A 16,870-nucleotide genomic window follows, 5' to 3' on the forward strand; every position below is an offset into this window, starting at 1 on the left:
CACGACGACCGCCCCCCGAGGACTTCCTCGGGGGCGGTTCGCGTTTCGGGCGAAAGTGATGGCCACTCCGGCTCGGTCGACGGAGACCCGAGGGGGTCGCGGGAGGTGGTGGCCGGTCGTGGACGGCCACCACCGGGAACGCCGTCGGCCGAGTGGCAGGCAACGGACCTCACCTGTGGGCTGCGCCCGGTGGCGTCGGGGGCTCCTGTGCGGCTGGCGGGCCGTCGTTACTGCGGTAGGACCAGTTCGGCCACGACGGCGTTGTGGTCGCTGCCGGGCAGGTCGTAGACCGCCAGTGAGGTCGCCGTGATGCGGCGGTCGACCAGGATGTGGTCGATGGTGACCGGCGGCCCCCAGGGGTACTGCGACCAGGTCGGCCGCAGGCCCTCGCCGGTCAGCTCGGCGGCGTCCCAGTAGCCGCGGTCGATGATGCGGGTCATGGCGGCGTGGTCGAGGGTGGCGTTGAAGTCGCCAGCGAGGATGCGCGGGCGCCCGCCCGCGTCGGGGGACGGCAGGTCGGCCAGCTCCCGCTGCCAGATGCGGTACGCGCCCGCGTTGTGCACCCCGGGCAGCACGTGCACGGACAGGATCTCCACGTCGGTCGGTCCGGAGAGGTCGGCGACCACCGCGACCTGCTCCAGCACGGACTCCTCGACCAGCACGATCTGCCGCAGCGGCACCTTGGCCACGATCCCGCTGCCGGAGCCGCCCGCCTCGGCGCGCAGCACGCGGTAGGGGAACTGCCTGCGCATCCCGGCAGCGTCGAGCGCCTCCACGGCGGCGGGGGTCAGCTCCTGGAAGGCGAGGACGTCCACCCGGGAGTCCCGGGCCAGGGTGAGCAGGGTGGTCGGGTCGGCGCCGCCGACGAGCAGGTTGGCCGTCATGACCCGGATGCGCTGGCCGTCGCCGGTGTGGGCGCCGTCGTCGAGGCTGCGCGGCACCAGCACCGAGCCCAGCGAGACCGTGGCGATGAGCGCGGTGGCCATCAGCGCCCGCCTGCCCGCCACGAGCGCCAGCAGGGTGATGAACGCGGCGAACGCGGTGAGGTACGGGGTCAGCGCGAGGGCCGCCATCGTGTGGCGGTCGCCGTCGACGCCGACCAGCCGCAGCACCGTGGCGGCGACGACCACCAGCACCGGGATCGCCAGCAGGGCCGTGACCCACCGGCGCTTCCGGCGACGGGGCGGTTCCACCGGGGCGGGAGCGTCGATCTCGGCCGTGCGCATGACCACAGGATGCCTGACAGGGCGCTGTGCGGGCGCTGACAGCGCGGGTGGGGAGTGTGGAGGTCGCGTGAAAGGAGTTCTATGTACGCGATCGAAGCCGAGGGCCTGGTGAAGCGCTACGGCGACACCACGGCCCTCGATGGGGTCGACCTGGCCGTGCCCGAGGGGAAGGTGCTCGGCGTCCTCGGCCCGAACGGGGCGGGCAAGACCACGGCCGTCCGCATCCTGGCGACCCTGCTGCGCGCCGACGCGGGCACGGCCAGGGTCGGCGGGCACGACGTCGTCGCCGAGCCGACGGCGGTGCGCGCGCTCATCGGCCTGACCGGGCAGTACGCCTCGGTCGACGAGGACCTGTCCGGACGGGAGAACCTGGTGCTCATCGGCAGGCTGCTCGGCCTGCCGGACGCCCGCGCCCGCGCCGTCGACCTGCTGGCCCGCTTCGAGCTGGCCGAGGCGGGCGACCGGGCGGTGAAGACGTACTCCGGCGGCATGCGGCGGCGGGTCGACCTCGCCGCCAGCCTGGTCGGCCGACCGCGGGTGCTCTACCTCGACGAGCCCACCACCGGACTGGACCCGCACAGCCGCAACGAGGTGTGGAGCATCGTCCGGGGCCTGGTCGACGAGGGCGTGACGGTCCTGCTGACCACCCAGTACCTGGAGGAGGCCGACCAGCTGGCCGACCTCATCACCGTCTTCGACCACGGCCGGGTGATCGCCACCGGGACGCCGCACGAGCTCAAGCGCAAGACCGGGACCCAGGCGCTTCAGGTGCGGCCCACCGTCGCTGCGGACGTGCCCGCCGTGGCGGCGATCCTGTCCGACATCACCGGCGCCGTGCCGCACACCGACGCCGACACCCACGTCCTCACCGTCCCGGTCGCCGACCCGGTCCTGCTGTCCACAGTGGTGCGCAAGCTGGACGAGGCCGGGATCACCGCCGACGAGCTGGCCCTGCGCCTGCCGAGCCTCGACGAGGTCTTCCTCAGCCTGACCGGGAGCCGAGCATGACAACTATCCACATCGGACCGGCGGCCGGACTGCGGCACGGTCTCGCGCTGGCGGGCCGGGGCCTGACCAAGATCAGGAAGAACCCCGAGTCGCTCCTGGACGTGACGGTCCAGCCCATCCTGTTCCTGGTCGTCTTCGTCTACCTCTTCGGCGGGGCGATCTCCGGCGGCACGGGGGAGTACCTGCAGTACCTGCTGCCGGGGATCATGGTGCAGAACATCGTCTTCGCCAGCCTCGGCACCGGCATGGCGCTGAACACCGACATCACCAAGGGCGTCTTCGACCGGTTCCGCAGCCTGCCGATCGCCCGCTCGGCGCCGCTGGTGGGCGCCGTGCTGGCCGACGTCGTCCGGTTCGCGGTGACCCTGGTCGTCCTGATCGCCTTCGCCTACGTGCTCGGCTTCCGCGCCACCACCGACCCGGCGCGGTTCCTGATCGCGATCGTGCTGATGATCGTGTTCGGGCTGTGCCTGTGCTGGATCTCGGTCTGGGTGGGCATGCTCGTCAAGTCGCCGCAGGCGGTTCCCGGCACCCTGGTGGCGTTCATGCTCCCGCTGACGTTCGGCAGCAACGTGTTCGTCCCCGCCGAGACGCTGCCGGGCTGGCTGCAGGCGTGGGTGGACATCAACCCGGTGAGCCACCTGGCCACCGCCGCCCGCGCGCTCCTGCTCGGCGGCGACTGGCTGGCGAGCACCGGCTGGGCGTTCCTCTGGGCGGCTGGCCTGGTGGCGGTGTTCTTCCCGCTGGCCCTGCGCGCCTACCGCAAGCGCGTCTCCTAGCGTTGGCGGTGTGCCCGACACCGCCGAGGACGCCATCGCCGACCAGCTCCGACTCGCGCCGTCGGTGCTCAGGGAACCGCCACCGGGGTTCGCCCCCCGCGTCGCGGCCGGGCTCGACGTGGCCTACCTCGGCGAGACCGGGCGGCTGGTCGCGGCCGCGGCCTGCGTCGACGTCGAGACCGGTGAGCTGGTCGACGCGGCCGTGGTCGCCGGGCACACCGACTTCCCGTACGTCCCCGGCCTGTTCGCCTACCGCGAGCTGCCGTCCCTGCGTGCTGCCCTGTCCGCGCTCACGACCACGCCGGACGTGCTGGTCTGCGACGGGCAGGGCCTGGCGCACCCCCGGCGGTTCGGCCTGGCCTGCCACGCTGGCGTCGTGACCGGCCTCCCCGCCATCGGCGTGGGCAAGACGCCCATGGGCCGCTACGACCCGCCCGCGCCCGCCCGGGGATCGTGGACGCCGCTGATCGACGACGGGGAGGAGGTCGGCCGCGCCCTGCGCACCCAGGACGGCGTCAAGCCGGTCTTCGTCTCCATCGGTCACCGGATGGACATCGACACCGCCACCGCGCTCGTCCTCCGCCTCTGCCGCGGTTACCGCCAGCCGGAGACCACCCGCGCCGCCGACCGGTTGTGCAGGCAGGCGCTGCGGGACCTCAGGTGAGCCGCACGCCCAGGAATCCCGCCAGGTCCGCGAGGGCAGCCGCCTGATCCGACGCCGCGCCCGCGTCGTGGGCGCTGATGCGCTCCGCGGTCCCCAGCTCGGCATCCACAGTGGACCACAGCGCGGCCAGCTCGGGATTGCCCGCGTCCGGTCGGCCCCGGATCGCCGCGCCGACGCCGACCAGGCGGGCTGCGGTCGCGAAATCGCCCGCTGCGGCAGCGGCATGGGCGGCGGAGTCGGCGATGGCCGCGGTCACCGGCATGTCCGGGGTGGCCGCCATGGCCGTCATCGCCTCGCGCAGCCACTCCATCGCCGCGGCCGCGTCCCCCGTGGCGCACGCCAGGTCGGCGGACACGCAGCAGTGGATCGCGACCCACTGCGCGGACGGCCGGTCCACCGTCGTCAGCACCGCCCGCCCCTCGTCCAGCAGGCGCGCGGCACGGTCGAGGTCGCCCATCCGGCGGGCTGTCGAGGCCAGCCAGAACCGGGCGAGCGCGGCGAGTTCGTGGCCGCCGCGCTCCTCGGCCAGGCGCAGTGCCTCGCCCAGGTCGCGCTCGGCGCCCGCGAGGTCGTCCGCCCTGGCCCGCGCGACGCCCAGCCGCGCCAGCGCGCCGACCATCTCGTCCACCGCGCCCAACTCGGCCACCAGCCGCACGGCGTCCTCATGGGCGCGCAGCGCCGCCGGGTGGTCGCCGCGCTGTGAGTGCTGCTCGGCGATGTGCATGCTGGACAGCGCCTGCCCCCAGCGGTCGCCCAGCGCGCGGAACTCGGCCAGCGCGGCGGCGGCGGTGTCGTCGTCGCCCGAGCGCCCGCCGTTGTCGGCCAGGTACGCGCGGCCGAGCAGCCCGGCCGCCCGGCCCCACGGGTCGGCCAGCGCGGCGGCCCGGTCCAACCGCTCCTCGGCCAGCCGCGCGTCCCCCATGGCGGAGGCGAGTAGGGGCTCCAGCATCGCCATGACCGGGAACCGTGCCATGGCGTCGGAGTCGGCGAGGTCGGCGAGCAGGCCGCGCATGACCTCGCGGTCCGGCATGCCGCCGAACTCGCCGAAGGCCGCGTAGGCCGCCAGGGTCGCCCTCGTCGACGCGGGCACGTCCCCCGGCAGCGCCATCAGCTCCGAGGCGATCTGCCCCGCCTCCAGGTGCCGCCCGGTGACCACCCAGAACCAGGTCGCCCGCACCGCGATCTCGCACGCCAGCCCGACCTCGCCCAGCGACACCGCCACGCGCACCGCGGCCAGCAGGTTGGCGTGCTCGGCGGAGAGCCTGCCCAGCCACTCGACCTGGTCGGGCCGCCGCAGCCGCGGCTCGGCGTCGGTGACGAACGCGAGCATGTGCCGGGCGAACGCCAGCCGCACCTCGGCGGTCAGGCCCTCCCCGGCGTAGGCGCGCACCGTCTCCAGCATCCGGTACCGGTCCTCGCCGCCGATGACCAGCGACTTCTCCACCAGCGACGCCAGCACGTACACGACGTCGTCGACGGGCAGCCCCGCCACCGCGGCGACCGACTCCGCCGTGGCGCCGCCGGGGAACACCGACAGCCGCGAGGCCAGCAGCCGCTCCTCGGCCGTCAGCAGCTCCCAGCTCCACTCGACCACCGCGCGCAGGGTCCGGTGCCGGGGCAGCGCGGTGCGGTCGCCGCCGGTCAGCAGCCGGAAGCGGTCGTCGAGCCGGGCGGCCACCTGCCGGGGTGTCATCGACCGCAGCCGGGCGGCGGCCAGCTCCAGCGCCAGCGGCAGCCCGTCGAGCCTGCGGCAGATCTCCGCGGCGATGTCCGGCTCGACCACCGCGCCCGCCGACGCGGCCCGGTCGGCGAACAGGGCCAGCGCGTCGGCCTCCGGCAGCGGCCCGACCGCGAGCACCGCCTCCCCGGTGATCGCCAGGGGCTCCCGGCTGGTGGCCAGCACCCGCAGCCCGGGGCAGCGCGCCAGCACCGCGTCGACCAGGTGCGCGGCGGCGTCGACGACGTGCTCGCAGTTGTCGAGCACCAGCACGCCGGGCCGCGCGGACAGCACCTCGACCACCCGGTCCAGCGCGGCCTTCGGCGGCATCGCCTCGAACAGCTGGGCGTCCCGCCCGCCCAGGGCGTTCAGCACGCCGGACACGACGTCCTCCTCGGCGCGGACCCCGGCCAGGCCGACGAACGGCGTGGGCGCGTCGAGCTCGTCGGCCAGCACGGTGGCCAGCCGGGTCTTCCCCGCCCCGCCCGGTCCGACGAGCGTCACCAGCCTGCGCTCGACGAGCAGCGCGCGCAGCCGGGCCAGCTCGGCCGTGCGCCCGACGAAGCTGGTCAGCGGCGGCGGCCTGCGCGGCGCCAGTTCGCCGCGCAGCACCGCGAGGTGCAGGTCCCGCAGGCCCGGCGACGGCTCCACACCCAGCTGGTCGGCCAGGTCGCGGCGGACGCGGTCGTAGGCGGCCAGCGCCTCGGCCTGTTGACCGGTCATGCCCAGGGCGCGCACCAGCAGGGCGGCGGGCCGCTCCCGCAGCGGCTGCGCGGCCACGGCCGTGCGCAGGTCGGCGACGACATCGGCAGCGCGGCCCGCGAGGATGTCGGCCTCCCAGCGGTCCTCGACCGCGCTCGCGCGCAGCTCGGTCAGCCGCACGACCTCGGCGGCGGCGAACCCGGCGTCGCCGATCCCGGTCAGCGGCTCGCCCCGCCACAGCGCCAGCGCCGCCCGCAGGCCCGCCGCCGCCTCGGCGTGGCGGCCCGCCCGCGCGGCATCCCTGGCCTCGCCGACGGCGTGCTCGAACCGGACGGTGTCCACCTCGGCTGTGAGCCGGTATCCGGTGGCGTGCGACTCGACCGACGCCGGGTCGCCGAGGGCCTTGCGCAGCCGCGAGACCAGCGAGTGCAGGGCGTTGACGGCGTCACCGGGCGGGTGCGCGCCCCACAGGTCGTCGATCAGCGTGCCCGTCGGCACCACCCGGCCGGGGGCGAGGGCCAGGCGGGCCAGCACTGCCTTGAGCCGGGGGCCGCCGACCGGCAGCTCGACCCCGTCCCGGACGGCCCGGACCGGGCCGAGCAGCGACACCTCCACTCAGGTCAGCCGCTTCCGCAGGCCGGTCAGCGCCGCCAGCGCGCCCATCGGCACGCCGACGCCCCGGCCGTGCCGCACGTCGGGCTCGCGCGGGTTGATCCGGATCAGGGCCCCGGACGCCGCGCTGGCCAGCTCCGCCATCCGCCGCACGGTCGAGACCGCCGTGCCCGCGCCGATCTCCAGCACCGCGACGCGGCCCGCCGAGCGCCGCCACTCGGTGAGCGCGGTCAGCTCGGCTTGGCTGCGGTCGGGCACCCAGCCGAAGTCGCCGAACATGAGGATGTTCGGCCGCGCCAGGCTCCCGCAGTCCTCGCACGCAGGCAGCGGGCCGACCGCGCGCATCGTCTCCGGGTCGACCTCGATGTCCAGCCCGTCTGCCGACCACACGCGGCTGGAGCACGGCCCGAGGCACTGCAGGTGGTGGATCGACCCGTGCACCTCGGCGACGCCGGTGAACCCGGCCTTCTGGAACTGGCCGTCCACATTGGAGGTGAACACCCGCGCGCCGAGCTCGCGCAGCACGGCGAAGCCCTCGTGCGGCTCGGTCGCCCGGTACATCGCCAGCCGGTGGCCGTAGAAGCCCCAGGCCAGCTCGGGGTCGTTGGCGAAGTGCACCGGGTCGGCCAGCTCCACGAACCGCAGCCCGAGCCGCTGATAGGGCGGGTAGGCGGCCCAGAAGCCGTGGTCGCCGCGGAAGTCGGGCAGGCCGGAGTCGACCCCCATGCCCGCCCCCGCGCACACCAGCACCGCGTCGGCCGCGGCGATCAGCTCGGCCGCGGCGTCGAGCACATCAGGCACGCGGCCCCGCGCTTTGCACGACCTCGAACTCCAGCAGGCTGGACCCGGTGCCCACCGGCTTGGCCCGCTCGCCGGAGTGCGCCTCCTTGGCCGAGCCGCCCATCCACGCCTGGAAGGCCTCCTCGCTCTCCCAGCGCGTGTAGACGAAGTAGCGCGTCTCGCCGCCGGTCGGGCGCAGCAGTTCGAAGCCGAGGAACCCCGGCTGGCCCTCGACCGCGCCCAGCCGGGCCGCGAACCGCTTCTCCAGCTCCGGGCCCGCGCCCTCGGGGACCTCGATCGCGTTGATCTTCACGATTGCCATACGGCCACACTAACGCGCCAGCGGGCCAGGGTAGAGGTGCTCGTCGGCCGGGCGCGACGGCTGGCGGAACCAGGCGTCCAGGAACGGGCGGACGTCCTCGCCCGCGACCTTGGCGACGAGGTCCTCGAACTGCTCCCACGAGGCGTTGCCGTCGGCGTGGGTGGCCAGCCAGGTGCGCAGGATCTCGTTCCACGCGTCCTCGCCGACGCGCTTGCGCAGGGCGTGCAGCGCGAGCTGGCCCTTGTCGTAGACGGCGGTGAACTCGTTGCCCGCGCCCATGTCGTAGAGCTTGCGGTTCCAGAACCGCTCGCGCTCGTAGCCGCGGGCCACCGCGGTCCGGTACCGCTCGTCGAGGTCAGCGCCCTGGGACTCGTCCCACATCCACGATGCGTAGGAGGCGAAGCACTCGTTGAGGCAGATGTCGGCCCAGCTGTCGACGCTGACGCTGTTGCCCCACCACTGGTGGGCCAGCTCGTGGACGACGACGTCCAGCTCGGCCCACTTCGCGTAGATCGGCCTGCCCTGGGTCTCCAGGGAGAAGGCGATGTTCTCGTTGAGGTAGATGCCGCCCGCCGCGCTCTGCGGGTACTCGCCGAACCTGCTCTCCAGGAACGCCAGCACCTCGGGCATCCGCGACTGGACGGCCTTCTTGGCCTCCGTGCCGGGGGCGTAGGCGTTGACCACCGGCGTGCCGTCCGCGAGCTTCGAGCGCTCGAAGGTCCACTTGTCGATGCCGATGGTGGTCAGGTAGGTGGCGATGCGGTTGGGCTCGACCCACCGGTACGTCGTCCAGCCGCCCTCGGCCTTGGCGGGCTCCTCGACGCCGTTGGAGACCACGCTCCAGCCGTCCGGCACACGCGCGTTCAGGGTGAAGGTGGCCTTGTCGCGCGGGTGGTCGTTGACGGGGAACCAGCTGCTGGCGCTGTGCGGCTCGCCCGCGGCGTAGGCGCCGCCGGACTTGCTGATCTGCCACCCGCCCGCGCCGAGCGGCCCGTTGGTCTCCGACCGCGGCTTGCCCGCGTAGCGCACCCGGACCGCGAACTCCTGGCCGGGCGTGAGCGGCGTGGCGGGGGTGATGACCAGCTCCTGGTCGCCCTCGCGGGTGTGCTCGGCCTGCGCGCCGTCCACCTCCACCGACCGCACGTCCAGACCGGTGAGGTCGAGGTTGAACCGGCTCATCGGGGCCGTGGCCGTCGCCTTGACGACGGTGTCGCCGTCGAGGTGGCGGGACTCGGGGTCGTAGCTGACGCTGACCTCGTAGGCGGTGACGTCGTAGCCGCCGTTGCCGTCCTCGGGGTAGTACGGGTCGCCTATGCCGTCGGCGCCCACCCCGTCGACCGTCGCGGGCGCCTCCGGCTGCGGCTGCCGCGGCTGGGGCTCGGGAGCGGAGGTGCACGCGGTGACCGCCGCGGCGGCCGCCACGGCGCACATCACTCGAACGGGGACTGGACGCACCCGTCCATCATGACCGGCCCGCTGTGTAGCCCGGGTTGCCTCGGGCAGACTCGCTGCCTGTGGACGACGTGATCGACTTCGGCGGGCAGGGGCGGACGATCCTGCTCCTGCACGGGCTCATGGGCCGGGCCACCACGTGGTGGCCGCTGACCCGCTGGCTGACCCGCTACGGGCGCGTCGTCGCCATGGACGCGCGGTCGCACGGGCGCAGCAGGCACCGGGGTTCGACCTGGCGCACCCCGGACTTCGTCGCCGACGCCGCCGAGGTGCTGTCCCACTACGGCCCCGGCGTCGTGATCGGCCACTCCATGGGCGGCCTGCACGGCCTGGGCGTCGCCGCCACCCACCCGTCCCTGGTCCACGGGCTGGTGGTGGAGGACATGGCGGTGGACCTGCGCGGCCGCACGGTCGACGCCTGGCGCGGCCTCTTCGACGCCTGGCCCGTGCCGTTCCGGTCCCTGGCCCACCTGCACGAGTTCTTCGGCCCGGTCGTCGGCCCGTACTTCGCCGAGTGCGTCGAGGAACGCGCGGACGGCTACCACCTGCTGTCCGAGGTGGACGACCTCTTCGCGATCGCCGCCGAGTGGGGCCGCGAGGAGTACTGGTCCTGGGTCGACGCCGTCCGCTGCCCGATGCTGGTCGTCGAGGCCGAGCACACCGCGATGCCCCCGGGCCAGCAGGCCGAGATCGCCCGCCGCGCGGGCGGCGCCCACCTGCTGGTCGAGGGCGCGGGCCACCTCGTCCACGCCTCCGCCCCCGACCTCTTCCGCGGTGCGGTCGAGGCGTTCCTGTCAGGTCAGGAGGTCGACCTCCCCGGTGGCGGAGTCCAGGACGGCGACTCCCGACACGCGGGCGCGTAGCGGCTCCACCGGGAAGACCGTGCCGAAGCCGCGCACCAGTTCCTCCGTGCTCACCTGCTGCAACAGCGTGCAGTGCGGCACCCACGATCCCGGCAGGTAGTACGCGCTCGGGTTCTTCACCGCGCCCGCGAGGACATCGTGGATCGCGGAGTGGACGGCGAGGAGTTCGGGGTCGGTGACGGCGGCGAGCATCAGGACGTTCTCGGTGTTGGCGAACGTCGACAGCGAGCCGAACCACAGCGACGGGATGTGCAGCACGCGCAGGGACGCGCGCAGGGCGTCGCGGGTCCGGGGCGGGATGACGGAGGCCATGGCGAAGGTCAGGTGCGGGGGGAAGTCCCGGCGGGACGGCAGCCCGGCCGCGTCCAGGCGGGCCCACAGCGCCCGCACCGCCCGGTCGGCCGCGTCGTCGAAGAGGACCACGACGCCCTGGGCCACCTAGGACTCCCCGGGCAGGGCGAAGCGGCCGTCCTCGGTCTGCTCGACCAGGCCGTCGACGAGCAGCGAGTCCAGGCAGCGGTCGCGCTGGCCAGCGTCGGCCCACACCAGGTCCAGCCGCGACTTCGGCTCCGGGGTGGCCGACCCGCGCAGCACGTCCAGCAGCAGGCCGCGCACCTGCCGGTCCGTCCCGGCGAACTTCTGCGCCGCCTTCACCGGACCCTGGTAGGCGGGCCGTCCCGCCTTCTGCCAGGCGCAGGAGGCGAACACCGGGCAGTCGGCGCACCGCGGCGAGCGGGCCGTGCAGACGACCGCGCCCAGCTCCATCAGCGCGGCCGAGAAGTGCGCGGCGCCCGAGGACGGCAGCAGCCTCTCCACGTCGGCCATGTCCCGCGCCGTCGAGGGCGGTCCCGCCTCGCCGGACCCGTGCACGGCCCGCGCCACCACCCGCCGGACGTTGGTGTCCACGACGGGGCAGCGCTGTCCATACGCGAACGCCGCCACCGCGCGGGCGGTGTAGGCGCCGATGCCCGGCAGTGCCAGCAGCGTCTCCACGTCGGACGGGACGACGTCGCCGTGCGACTCCGCGATCACCGCGGCCGCCTCGTGCAGCCGCAGCGCGCGGCGGGGGTAGCCGAGCTTGCCCCACGCCCGCACGACCTCGCCGCGGCCAGCGGCCGCCAGCGCCGAGGGCACAGGCCAGCGGGCCATCCACTCCAGCCACACGGGCTCGACCCGCGCGACCGGGGTCTGCTGCAGCATCACCTCGCTGACCAGCACACCCCAGCCGGTGCGGTCGGGGGCCCGCCAGGGCAGGTCCCGCGCGACATCGTCGAACCAGGAAACCACCGCGCGCACGTCCATCGCGGCGACTCTAAGCGGTCAGGGGGACCGGGCGATCAGTGGACCTCGGTGAGGGCCGCGGTGTTCACGTCGTAGACGAACCCGCGCACGTTGTCCACGTACGGGATGAACGGACTGCGCCGCACCCGCTCCACGGACTGCCGCACGCTGTCCTTGACCTCGCGGAACGCCTCCACCGCCCACGGCGGGCGCAGCCCGGTGGCCTCTTCCAGCTCGTCCTTGAACTCGTCGTCGGTGATCGTCGCCAGGCCGCAGTAGGTGTGCTGCATGACGATGACCTCGCGCGTGCCGAGCTTGCGCTGGCTGATCGACAGCGACCGCACCACGTCGTCGGTGACGACGCCGCCCGCGTTGCGCAGGATGTGGACCTCGCCGTGCTTGAGGCCGAAGACGTCGAACACCTTGATGCGGGCGTCCATGCAGGTCACCACTGCCAGGTGCAGCTTCGGTGACGGGGTGAGGATGCCCGGGGCCCCGATGTCGGGCCCGTCGAGGTGGCGCTGCAGCAGATCGTCGATGGCGCTCATCAGGCCTGCTCCCGGCGGTCGGTGGTTTTGATCAGTGATTGGAACCCGCTTCCCAAAGATTGAACAAGGGGAGTGGAACCAAGCTCACTGTGGCATGTGCCGCTGACGCGATATCGCCCGATCGAGCGACGTTTTGCTGCCACAACCGGCCGCCTTCCCGGGACTACCGTCGATGTCCATGTACGACCCCCGCGGCGTGTACGTCCGGCGCCGGGTCGGCGCCCTGGTGGCCGCGGTCGTGGCCATGGTCGCACTGATCTGGCTGATCGACGCGCTCATCGGCGACGACGAGCCGGTCGTCGGCGTGGCCGCGTCGGCGTCCCCGGCGCCGCCGTCGTCCGGGCCGTCCACGGCGGTCAGGACGTCGGCGACGGCCAGCGCGTCGGCGTCGCCGAGCCCGAGGTCCCGCACGCCCGAGCAGGTGCCCGCCGACCCGAGCGCGCCCTGCCCGGACACGTCCGTGCGGCTGCGCGCGGAGACCGGCGAGCGCTCCTACCAGGTGGGCAGGCGCCCGCTGCTGCGGCTGGTCGTCGTCAACGCCGGACCGGTGCCGTGCACGTACGACCTCGGCCGCTCCCGCCGTGAGCTGGTGGTGACCAGCCGCGACGGGAAGACCCGCCTGTGGTCGAGCAACGACTGCTACTTCGGCGCCGACGCGCCGGAGCCCACGGTGCTCGAACCGGGGATGCGCAACGGCTTCGAGGTGCGCTGGGCGGGCCGCACCTCGGCCCCCGGCTGCCCGGTCCGCCGCGACGACGTCCCCGCCGGGGACTACCGCGTGGTGCCCAGACTCGGCCCCCTGACCGGCGACGCGGCCGCGCTGACGATCACCCGGTAGCCGCGAAACCCCGCACCGGCGCGACTCGCCGGTGCGGCGCGGTAGCCGTCAGGGTCCGAACCAGCGCTCCTCGCTGGTGCGCGGCGGGGCGGCGGTGCTGCCGGGCACGAGTTCGGTGTCGAGGATGACCTCGCGGGGGCGGGTCGGGTCGGGGGCACCGAGCAGGAGCTTTCCCGCGGCTCGCCCCTTCTCCAAGACCGGCTGGCGCACGGTGGTCAGCCCGACGCGGTCGGCGTCGGCGATGCCGTCGAAGCCGGTGACCGTCAGGTCCTGGGGCACCCGGAGGCCGCGGCGGCGGGCCTCGGTCAGCGCGCCGAGGGCGAGGATGTCCGAGGTGCAGATCAGGGCCGTGACCTGCGGGTCGGCGTCGAGGAGCTGGGCGGCGGCCGAGGCCCCGCTGGCCGTGGTGTGGTCGAAGCGCTCCACCACGCGCACGCCCGACCAGTCGACGCCGACGGCGCCGAACGCCTCGGCCAGGCCCGCGAGGCGGGCGCGCTGGACGTGGAAGTGGGCCGAGCGCTGGCGCTCGGGCGAGGCGAAGCCGTCGTTGCGGTCGCGGGACAGGCGCATGCAGAGCACGCCGATGCGGCGGTGCCCGAGCGTGATGAGCTGCTGGGCCAGCGCGGTGATGGCGGCGTGGTCGTCGATGCCGACCTGGTCGACGCCCTCGACGTTGGGCTGGTCGGCCACCACGGTCGGCACCGGCCGGGACAGCACGGCGGCCAGGTGCGGGTCGTCGTCGGGCACGGAGTAGACGACGAAGCCGTCGACGCCCGCCCTGTGCACGGCGGCGACGTCCTCGCGCTCGGGGTTCACCGGCACCAGGTGCAGGCCCTGGCCCGCGCCCTCGCAGGCCAGCGCCAGGCCCTCGAGGAAGCCGAGCGCGGCCGGGTCGCGGAAGGCGTAGGAGAGGTTCTCGGTGAGCAGCAGCCCCACCGCGCCCGCCTTGCGCGTGCGCAGCGAGCGGGCGACCGGGTCCGGACCGGGGTAGCCCAGCCTGCGCGCGGTCTCCAGCACCCGCCTGCGCAGTTCGGGCGACAGCTGGTCGGGACGGTTGTACGCGTTGGAAACCGTGGTCCTGGAGACCCCGAGTTCCGCGGCCAGCGACGCCAGTGTCGCAGGCCGCCGGACATGAATAGACCGCGCCATGATCTGACCGTAACGGTTCAGAACCAATTGCAGAAGTCCGAGCTGACCTCGCCACGCGCTGCGCATTCACCCAGTGGTGTGAATTGATCACTCGGACGTGGCGTAAACTGAACTCGACAACGGTTTCCATTGTCGCCGTTCGGCGGCCATCGCCCAGCAGGAGCCCCAGATGACCTCTCGCCTCCGCAGACCGGCCACCGCGCTCGCGGGCATCGCCGCGACGGCGCTTCTCGGGGTGGCCGCGTGTGGGGAATCACCTCAGGCCCCCACCGGCGGTGACGCGTCCGCCACGGTGGTCGTGACCTCCACGAACGTCTGGGCCAGCGTGGTCAAGGCCGTCGGCGGCGACGCCGTCGAGGTCCGGCCGATCCTGGCCGACGCGGCCGCCGACCCGCACGGCTACGAGGCCAAGCCCGCCGACGCCGTCGCCTTCGACGGCGCCCGCCTCGCGGTGTCCAACGGCGGCGGCTACGACGACTTCTTCACCGGCCTCGCCGACGCCGCGGGCGGCGACCTGCGCCGGATCGTGGCCGTCGAGGTCGCCGAGGGCCACGCCGAGTCCGCGCCCGCCGAGGGCTCCCCCACCGAGGACCCGCACGCGGAGGAATCCCACGCTGAGGACCCGCACGCCGAGGAATCCCACGCTGAGGACCCGCACGCCGAGGAGACCCACGCTGAGGAGCCGCACGGCGAGGACGGGCACGGCCACGACCACGGGGCGAACGAGCACATCTGGTACGACTTCGAGGCCGTGCACGCCGTGGCGGAGAAGGTCGCCGAGGACCTGGCCGCCATCGACCCGGCGAACGCCGAGACCTTCAAGGCCAACGTCGCCTCCTTCGGCCAGGGCCTCGACGGCCTGACCGAGAAGGCGAAGGCGATCGGCGAGCCGGGCGCGAAGGTCGTGTCCACCGAGCCGGTCGCGGCCTACCTGCTGGAGGCAGCGGGCCTGGTCGACGCCACCCCGTCCGACTTCGCCGAGGCCGTCGAGGAGGAGAGCGAGCCCTCGGCCGCCGCCCGCGCGGCCACCGAGAAGCTCATCACCGACAAGCAGGTCGAGGCCGTCGTGTTCAACCAGCAGACGGCGACCCCGGTCACGGAGGCGGTCAAGGCGACCGCCGAGCGTGCCGGCGTGCCCGTCGTGGGCATGACCGAGACGCTGCCCGAGGGGGTCAGCGGTTACCTTGAATGGATGACCACGCAGGTCGACAGCCTGGCCGCGGCCGTGGCGAAGTGACCGCCCAGCCCCAGCACCTCACCGCGTCGCCGCGCACCGGCGGCGCGGTGTCGCTGTCCTCGGCCCGCCTGGCCTACGGCGAGCGGGTGCTCTGGGACGGCCTCGACCTCGACATCGCCCCGGGTGAGTTCGTCGCCGTCCTCGGCCCGAACGGCTCGGGCAAGACGAGTCTGCTGCGGGTCCTCCTGGGTCTGCAGAGGCTGACCTCGGGCACGGTCCGGGTCGCGGGCGCGGCGCCGGGCCGGGGCAACCGCGGCGTCGGGTACATCCCGCAGCAGCGCGCGCTCGACCCGTCGCTGGCCATCCGCGGCCGCGACCTGGTGGGCCTGGGGCTCGACGGGCACCACTGGGGCCTGGGCCTGACCGGCCGCCGCGACCGCGCCGCCCGGGTGGCCGCGGCCATCGAGTCCGTGGACGCCGCCGCCTTCGCCGACCGCCCGGTGGGCCTGCTCTCCGGCGGCGAGCAGCAGCGGCTGCGGGTGGCGCAGGCGCTGGTGGGCGACCCGTCGGTGCTGCTGTGCGACGAGCCGCTGCTCTCCCTGGACCTGGCCAACCAGCGCGCGGTCAGCACGCTCATCGACGCCCGCCGCCGCGAGGCGGGCACGGCCGTGCTGTTCGTGACCCACGAGATCAACCCGGTCCTGCCGCTGGTGGACCGCGTGCTGTACCTGGTAGACGGCCGGTTCCGCGTGGGCCGCCCGGACGAGGTGATGACGTCGGAGACGCTGTCGCAGCTCTACCGCACGGAGATCGAGGTGATCAGGGTCCGGGGCCAGATCCACGTCGTCGGCGCGCACAGCGACCTGTGCGAGGACAACCCGCACCACGACCACGAGGTGGGCTAGGTGGCCAACTTCTTCGACTTCGGCCTGACCCTGGACCTGCTGCGCCTGCCGTTCGTGCAGCTGGCGCTGGTGGTCGCGGTCGTGCTCGGCCTGCTCGCCGGGGTGCTCGGCCCGCTCATCGTCAGCCGCAACATGGCGTTCTCCGTCCACGGCACGAGCGAGCTGGCGTTCACCGGCGGCGCGGCGGCGCTGCTGCTGGGCTGGGACATCGGCAACGGCGCGCTGGCCGGCGCGATCATCGCCGCGCTCGTGCTCGGGCTGCTGTCGCGGCGCTCGTCGGAATACGACTCGGTGATCGGCGTCGTGCTGGCGTTCGGCCTGGGCGTCGGCGTGTTGATGTTGTATTTCTACAAAGGCCGCGCGTCGAACAAGTTCGGATTGCTGACCGGCCAGATCGTGGGCCAGGACTTCGCGAGTTTCGCGTTGCTGATGGCGTGCGCGGCGGGCGTTTTCGCCGTCCTTGCGGTGATCTACCGGCCGCTGCTGTTCGCGTCGGTGGACCCGGAGGTGGCCCGCGCCCGCGGCGTGCCGGTGACGGCGCTGGCGCTGGTCTTCGCGGTGCTGGTGGGCGTGGCGACCGCGCTGGGCGTGCGGACCGTCGGCGCGCTGCTGGTGCTGGCGCTGATGGTCACCCCGGCTGCTGCCGCGTGCCGGGTGACGGCGAGCCCGCTGCGCGCGACGGTGCTGTCGGTGCTCTTCGCCCTGGTCTCCGCGGTCGGCGGGATCATCCTCTCGCTGGCGCCCGGCGCGCCGATCAGCGCGTTCGTCACCGCGATCTCGTTCGTGATCTACGTGGTCTGCTGGGCGGTCGGCCGCGCCCGCGGGCTGACCCGCGCCTAGCCGGGCC

At 74.0% G+C, this 16,870-nt stretch carries 17 protein-coding genes; 8 read left to right on the top strand and 9 right to left on the bottom strand.

Translation table 11 applies throughout. The features are described from left to right. Nucleotides 1-227: 227 nt before the first annotated feature. Nucleotides 228-1,226 carry an endonuclease/exonuclease/phosphatase family protein gene (locus Actkin_RS01775; protein ID WP_258905612.1) on the bottom strand — a complete coding sequence of 333 codons (999 nt, stop codon included), beginning with the start codon at nucleotides 1,224-1,226 and terminating at the stop codon, nucleotides 228-230. An 81-nt stretch (nucleotides 1,227-1,307) separates the two neighbouring features. Here Actkin_RS01775 and Actkin_RS01780 point away from each other — a divergent pair, with 81 nt between their 5' ends. The 3 genes from Actkin_RS01780 to Actkin_RS01790 are packed head-to-tail and all read left to right on the top strand — an operon-like array spanning nucleotide 1,308 to nucleotide 3,677. Next, entirely contained in the window at nucleotides 1,308-2,234 is a 927-nt protein-coding gene (locus Actkin_RS01780; protein ID WP_258905616.1) for an efflux ABC transporter ATPase subunit, DrrA-related, read from the top strand. Further along, a complete protein-coding gene (locus Actkin_RS01785; RefSeq protein WP_189208730.1) occupies nucleotides 2,231-3,013 on the top strand; it encodes an ABC transporter permease in 783 nt (260 codons plus the stop codon). Before Actkin_RS01780 ends, Actkin_RS01785 begins: the two co-directional genes overlap by 4 nt. A gap of 10 nt (nucleotides 3,014-3,023) precedes the next feature. After that, nucleotides 3,024-3,677, top strand: coding sequence for an endonuclease V (locus Actkin_RS01790; protein WP_189208729.1), 654 nt, complete (start codon nucleotides 3,024-3,026; stop codon nucleotides 3,675-3,677). Here Actkin_RS01790 and Actkin_RS01795 read toward each other — a convergent pair. The 4 genes from Actkin_RS01795 to Actkin_RS01810 are packed head-to-tail and all read right to left on the bottom strand — an operon-like array spanning nucleotide 3,670 to nucleotide 9,241. Next, complete coding sequence (locus tag Actkin_RS01795; protein ID WP_258905617.1) at nucleotides 3,670-6,711, bottom strand: ATP-binding protein; 3,042 nt, start codon at nucleotides 6,709-6,711, stop codon at nucleotides 3,670-3,672. The two genes, Actkin_RS01790 and Actkin_RS01795, sit on opposite strands and share 8 nt — an antisense overlap. Next, nucleotides 6,712-7,500, bottom strand: coding sequence for an SIR2 family NAD-dependent protein deacylase (locus tag Actkin_RS01800; RefSeq protein ID WP_258907827.1), 789 nt, complete (start codon nucleotides 7,498-7,500; stop codon nucleotides 6,712-6,714). A gap of 1 nt (nucleotide 7,501) precedes the next feature. Further along, nucleotides 7,502-7,810: an antibiotic biosynthesis monooxygenase family protein gene (locus tag Actkin_RS01805; protein WP_189208727.1), complete on the bottom strand. Its 309-nt coding sequence runs from the start codon at nucleotides 7,808-7,810 to the stop codon at nucleotides 7,502-7,504. A 9-nt stretch (nucleotides 7,811-7,819) separates the two neighbouring features. Continuing rightward, entirely contained in the window at nucleotides 7,820-9,241 is a 1,422-nt protein-coding gene (locus tag Actkin_RS01810) for a M1 family metallopeptidase (RefSeq protein WP_258905618.1), read from the bottom strand. A gap of 83 nt (nucleotides 9,242-9,324) precedes the next feature. Between Actkin_RS01810 and Actkin_RS01815 the strand changes: the two genes are divergently transcribed. Further along, entirely contained in the window at nucleotides 9,325-10,125 is an 801-nt protein-coding gene (locus tag Actkin_RS01815) for an alpha/beta fold hydrolase (protein WP_396122930.1), read from the top strand. Here Actkin_RS01815 and Actkin_RS01820 read toward each other — a convergent pair. The 3 genes from Actkin_RS01820 to Actkin_RS01830 are packed head-to-tail and all read right to left on the bottom strand — an operon-like array spanning nucleotide 10,057 to nucleotide 11,954. After that, a complete protein-coding gene (locus tag Actkin_RS01820) occupies nucleotides 10,057-10,563 on the bottom strand; it encodes a 2'-5' RNA ligase family protein (RefSeq protein ID WP_229786514.1) in 507 nt (168 codons plus the stop codon). The genes Actkin_RS01815 and Actkin_RS01820 overlap by 69 nt on opposite strands. Further along, nucleotides 10,564-11,427 (bottom strand): iron-sulfur binding domain-containing protein, encoded by an 864-nt coding sequence (locus tag Actkin_RS01825; protein WP_189208725.1) that lies wholly within the window; start codon nucleotides 11,425-11,427, stop codon nucleotides 10,564-10,566. Between the two features lie 35 nt (nucleotides 11,428-11,462). Then, a complete protein-coding gene (locus Actkin_RS01830) occupies nucleotides 11,463-11,954 on the bottom strand; it encodes a beta-class carbonic anhydrase (RefSeq protein WP_189208724.1) in 492 nt (163 codons plus the stop codon). A 178-nt stretch (nucleotides 11,955-12,132) separates the two neighbouring features. On the opposite strand from Actkin_RS01830, the gene Actkin_RS01835 reads away from it, so the two are divergent. Further along, nucleotides 12,133-12,792: a hypothetical protein gene (locus tag Actkin_RS01835; protein WP_258905619.1), complete on the top strand. Its 660-nt coding sequence runs from the start codon at nucleotides 12,133-12,135 to the stop codon at nucleotides 12,790-12,792. A 48-nt stretch (nucleotides 12,793-12,840) separates the two neighbouring features. On the opposite strand, the gene Actkin_RS01840 is transcribed toward Actkin_RS01835, so the two are convergent. Beyond that, nucleotides 12,841-13,941, bottom strand: a complete 1,101-nt coding sequence (locus Actkin_RS01840) for a LacI family DNA-binding transcriptional regulator (RefSeq protein ID WP_189208722.1) — start codon at nucleotides 13,939-13,941, stop codon at nucleotides 12,841-12,843. Between the two features lie 169 nt (nucleotides 13,942-14,110). Between Actkin_RS01840 and Actkin_RS01845 the strand changes: the two genes are divergently transcribed. From Actkin_RS01845 to Actkin_RS01855, 3 genes are read left to right on the top strand one after another with little or no spacing between them, the layout of a single operon-like run. Further along, entirely contained in the window at nucleotides 14,111-15,178 is a 1,068-nt protein-coding gene (locus Actkin_RS01845) for a metal ABC transporter solute-binding protein, Zn/Mn family (protein ID WP_258905622.1), read from the top strand. Between the two features lie 47 nt (nucleotides 15,179-15,225). After that, complete coding sequence (locus Actkin_RS01850) at nucleotides 15,226-16,023, top strand: metal ABC transporter ATP-binding protein (protein WP_258907829.1); 798 nt, start codon at nucleotides 15,226-15,228, stop codon at nucleotides 16,021-16,023. Further along, a complete protein-coding gene (locus tag Actkin_RS01855; protein WP_189208719.1) occupies nucleotides 16,024-16,863 on the top strand; it encodes a metal ABC transporter permease in 840 nt (279 codons plus the stop codon). It abuts the gene before it with no gap. Nucleotides 16,864-16,870: the final 7 nt, after the last annotated feature.

Origin of the sequence: Actinokineospora sp. UTMC 2448, from assembly GCF_024760565.1 — a bacterium.
GTDB lineage: Bacteria > Actinomycetota > Actinomycetes > Mycobacteriales > Pseudonocardiaceae > Actinokineospora > Actinokineospora fastidiosa.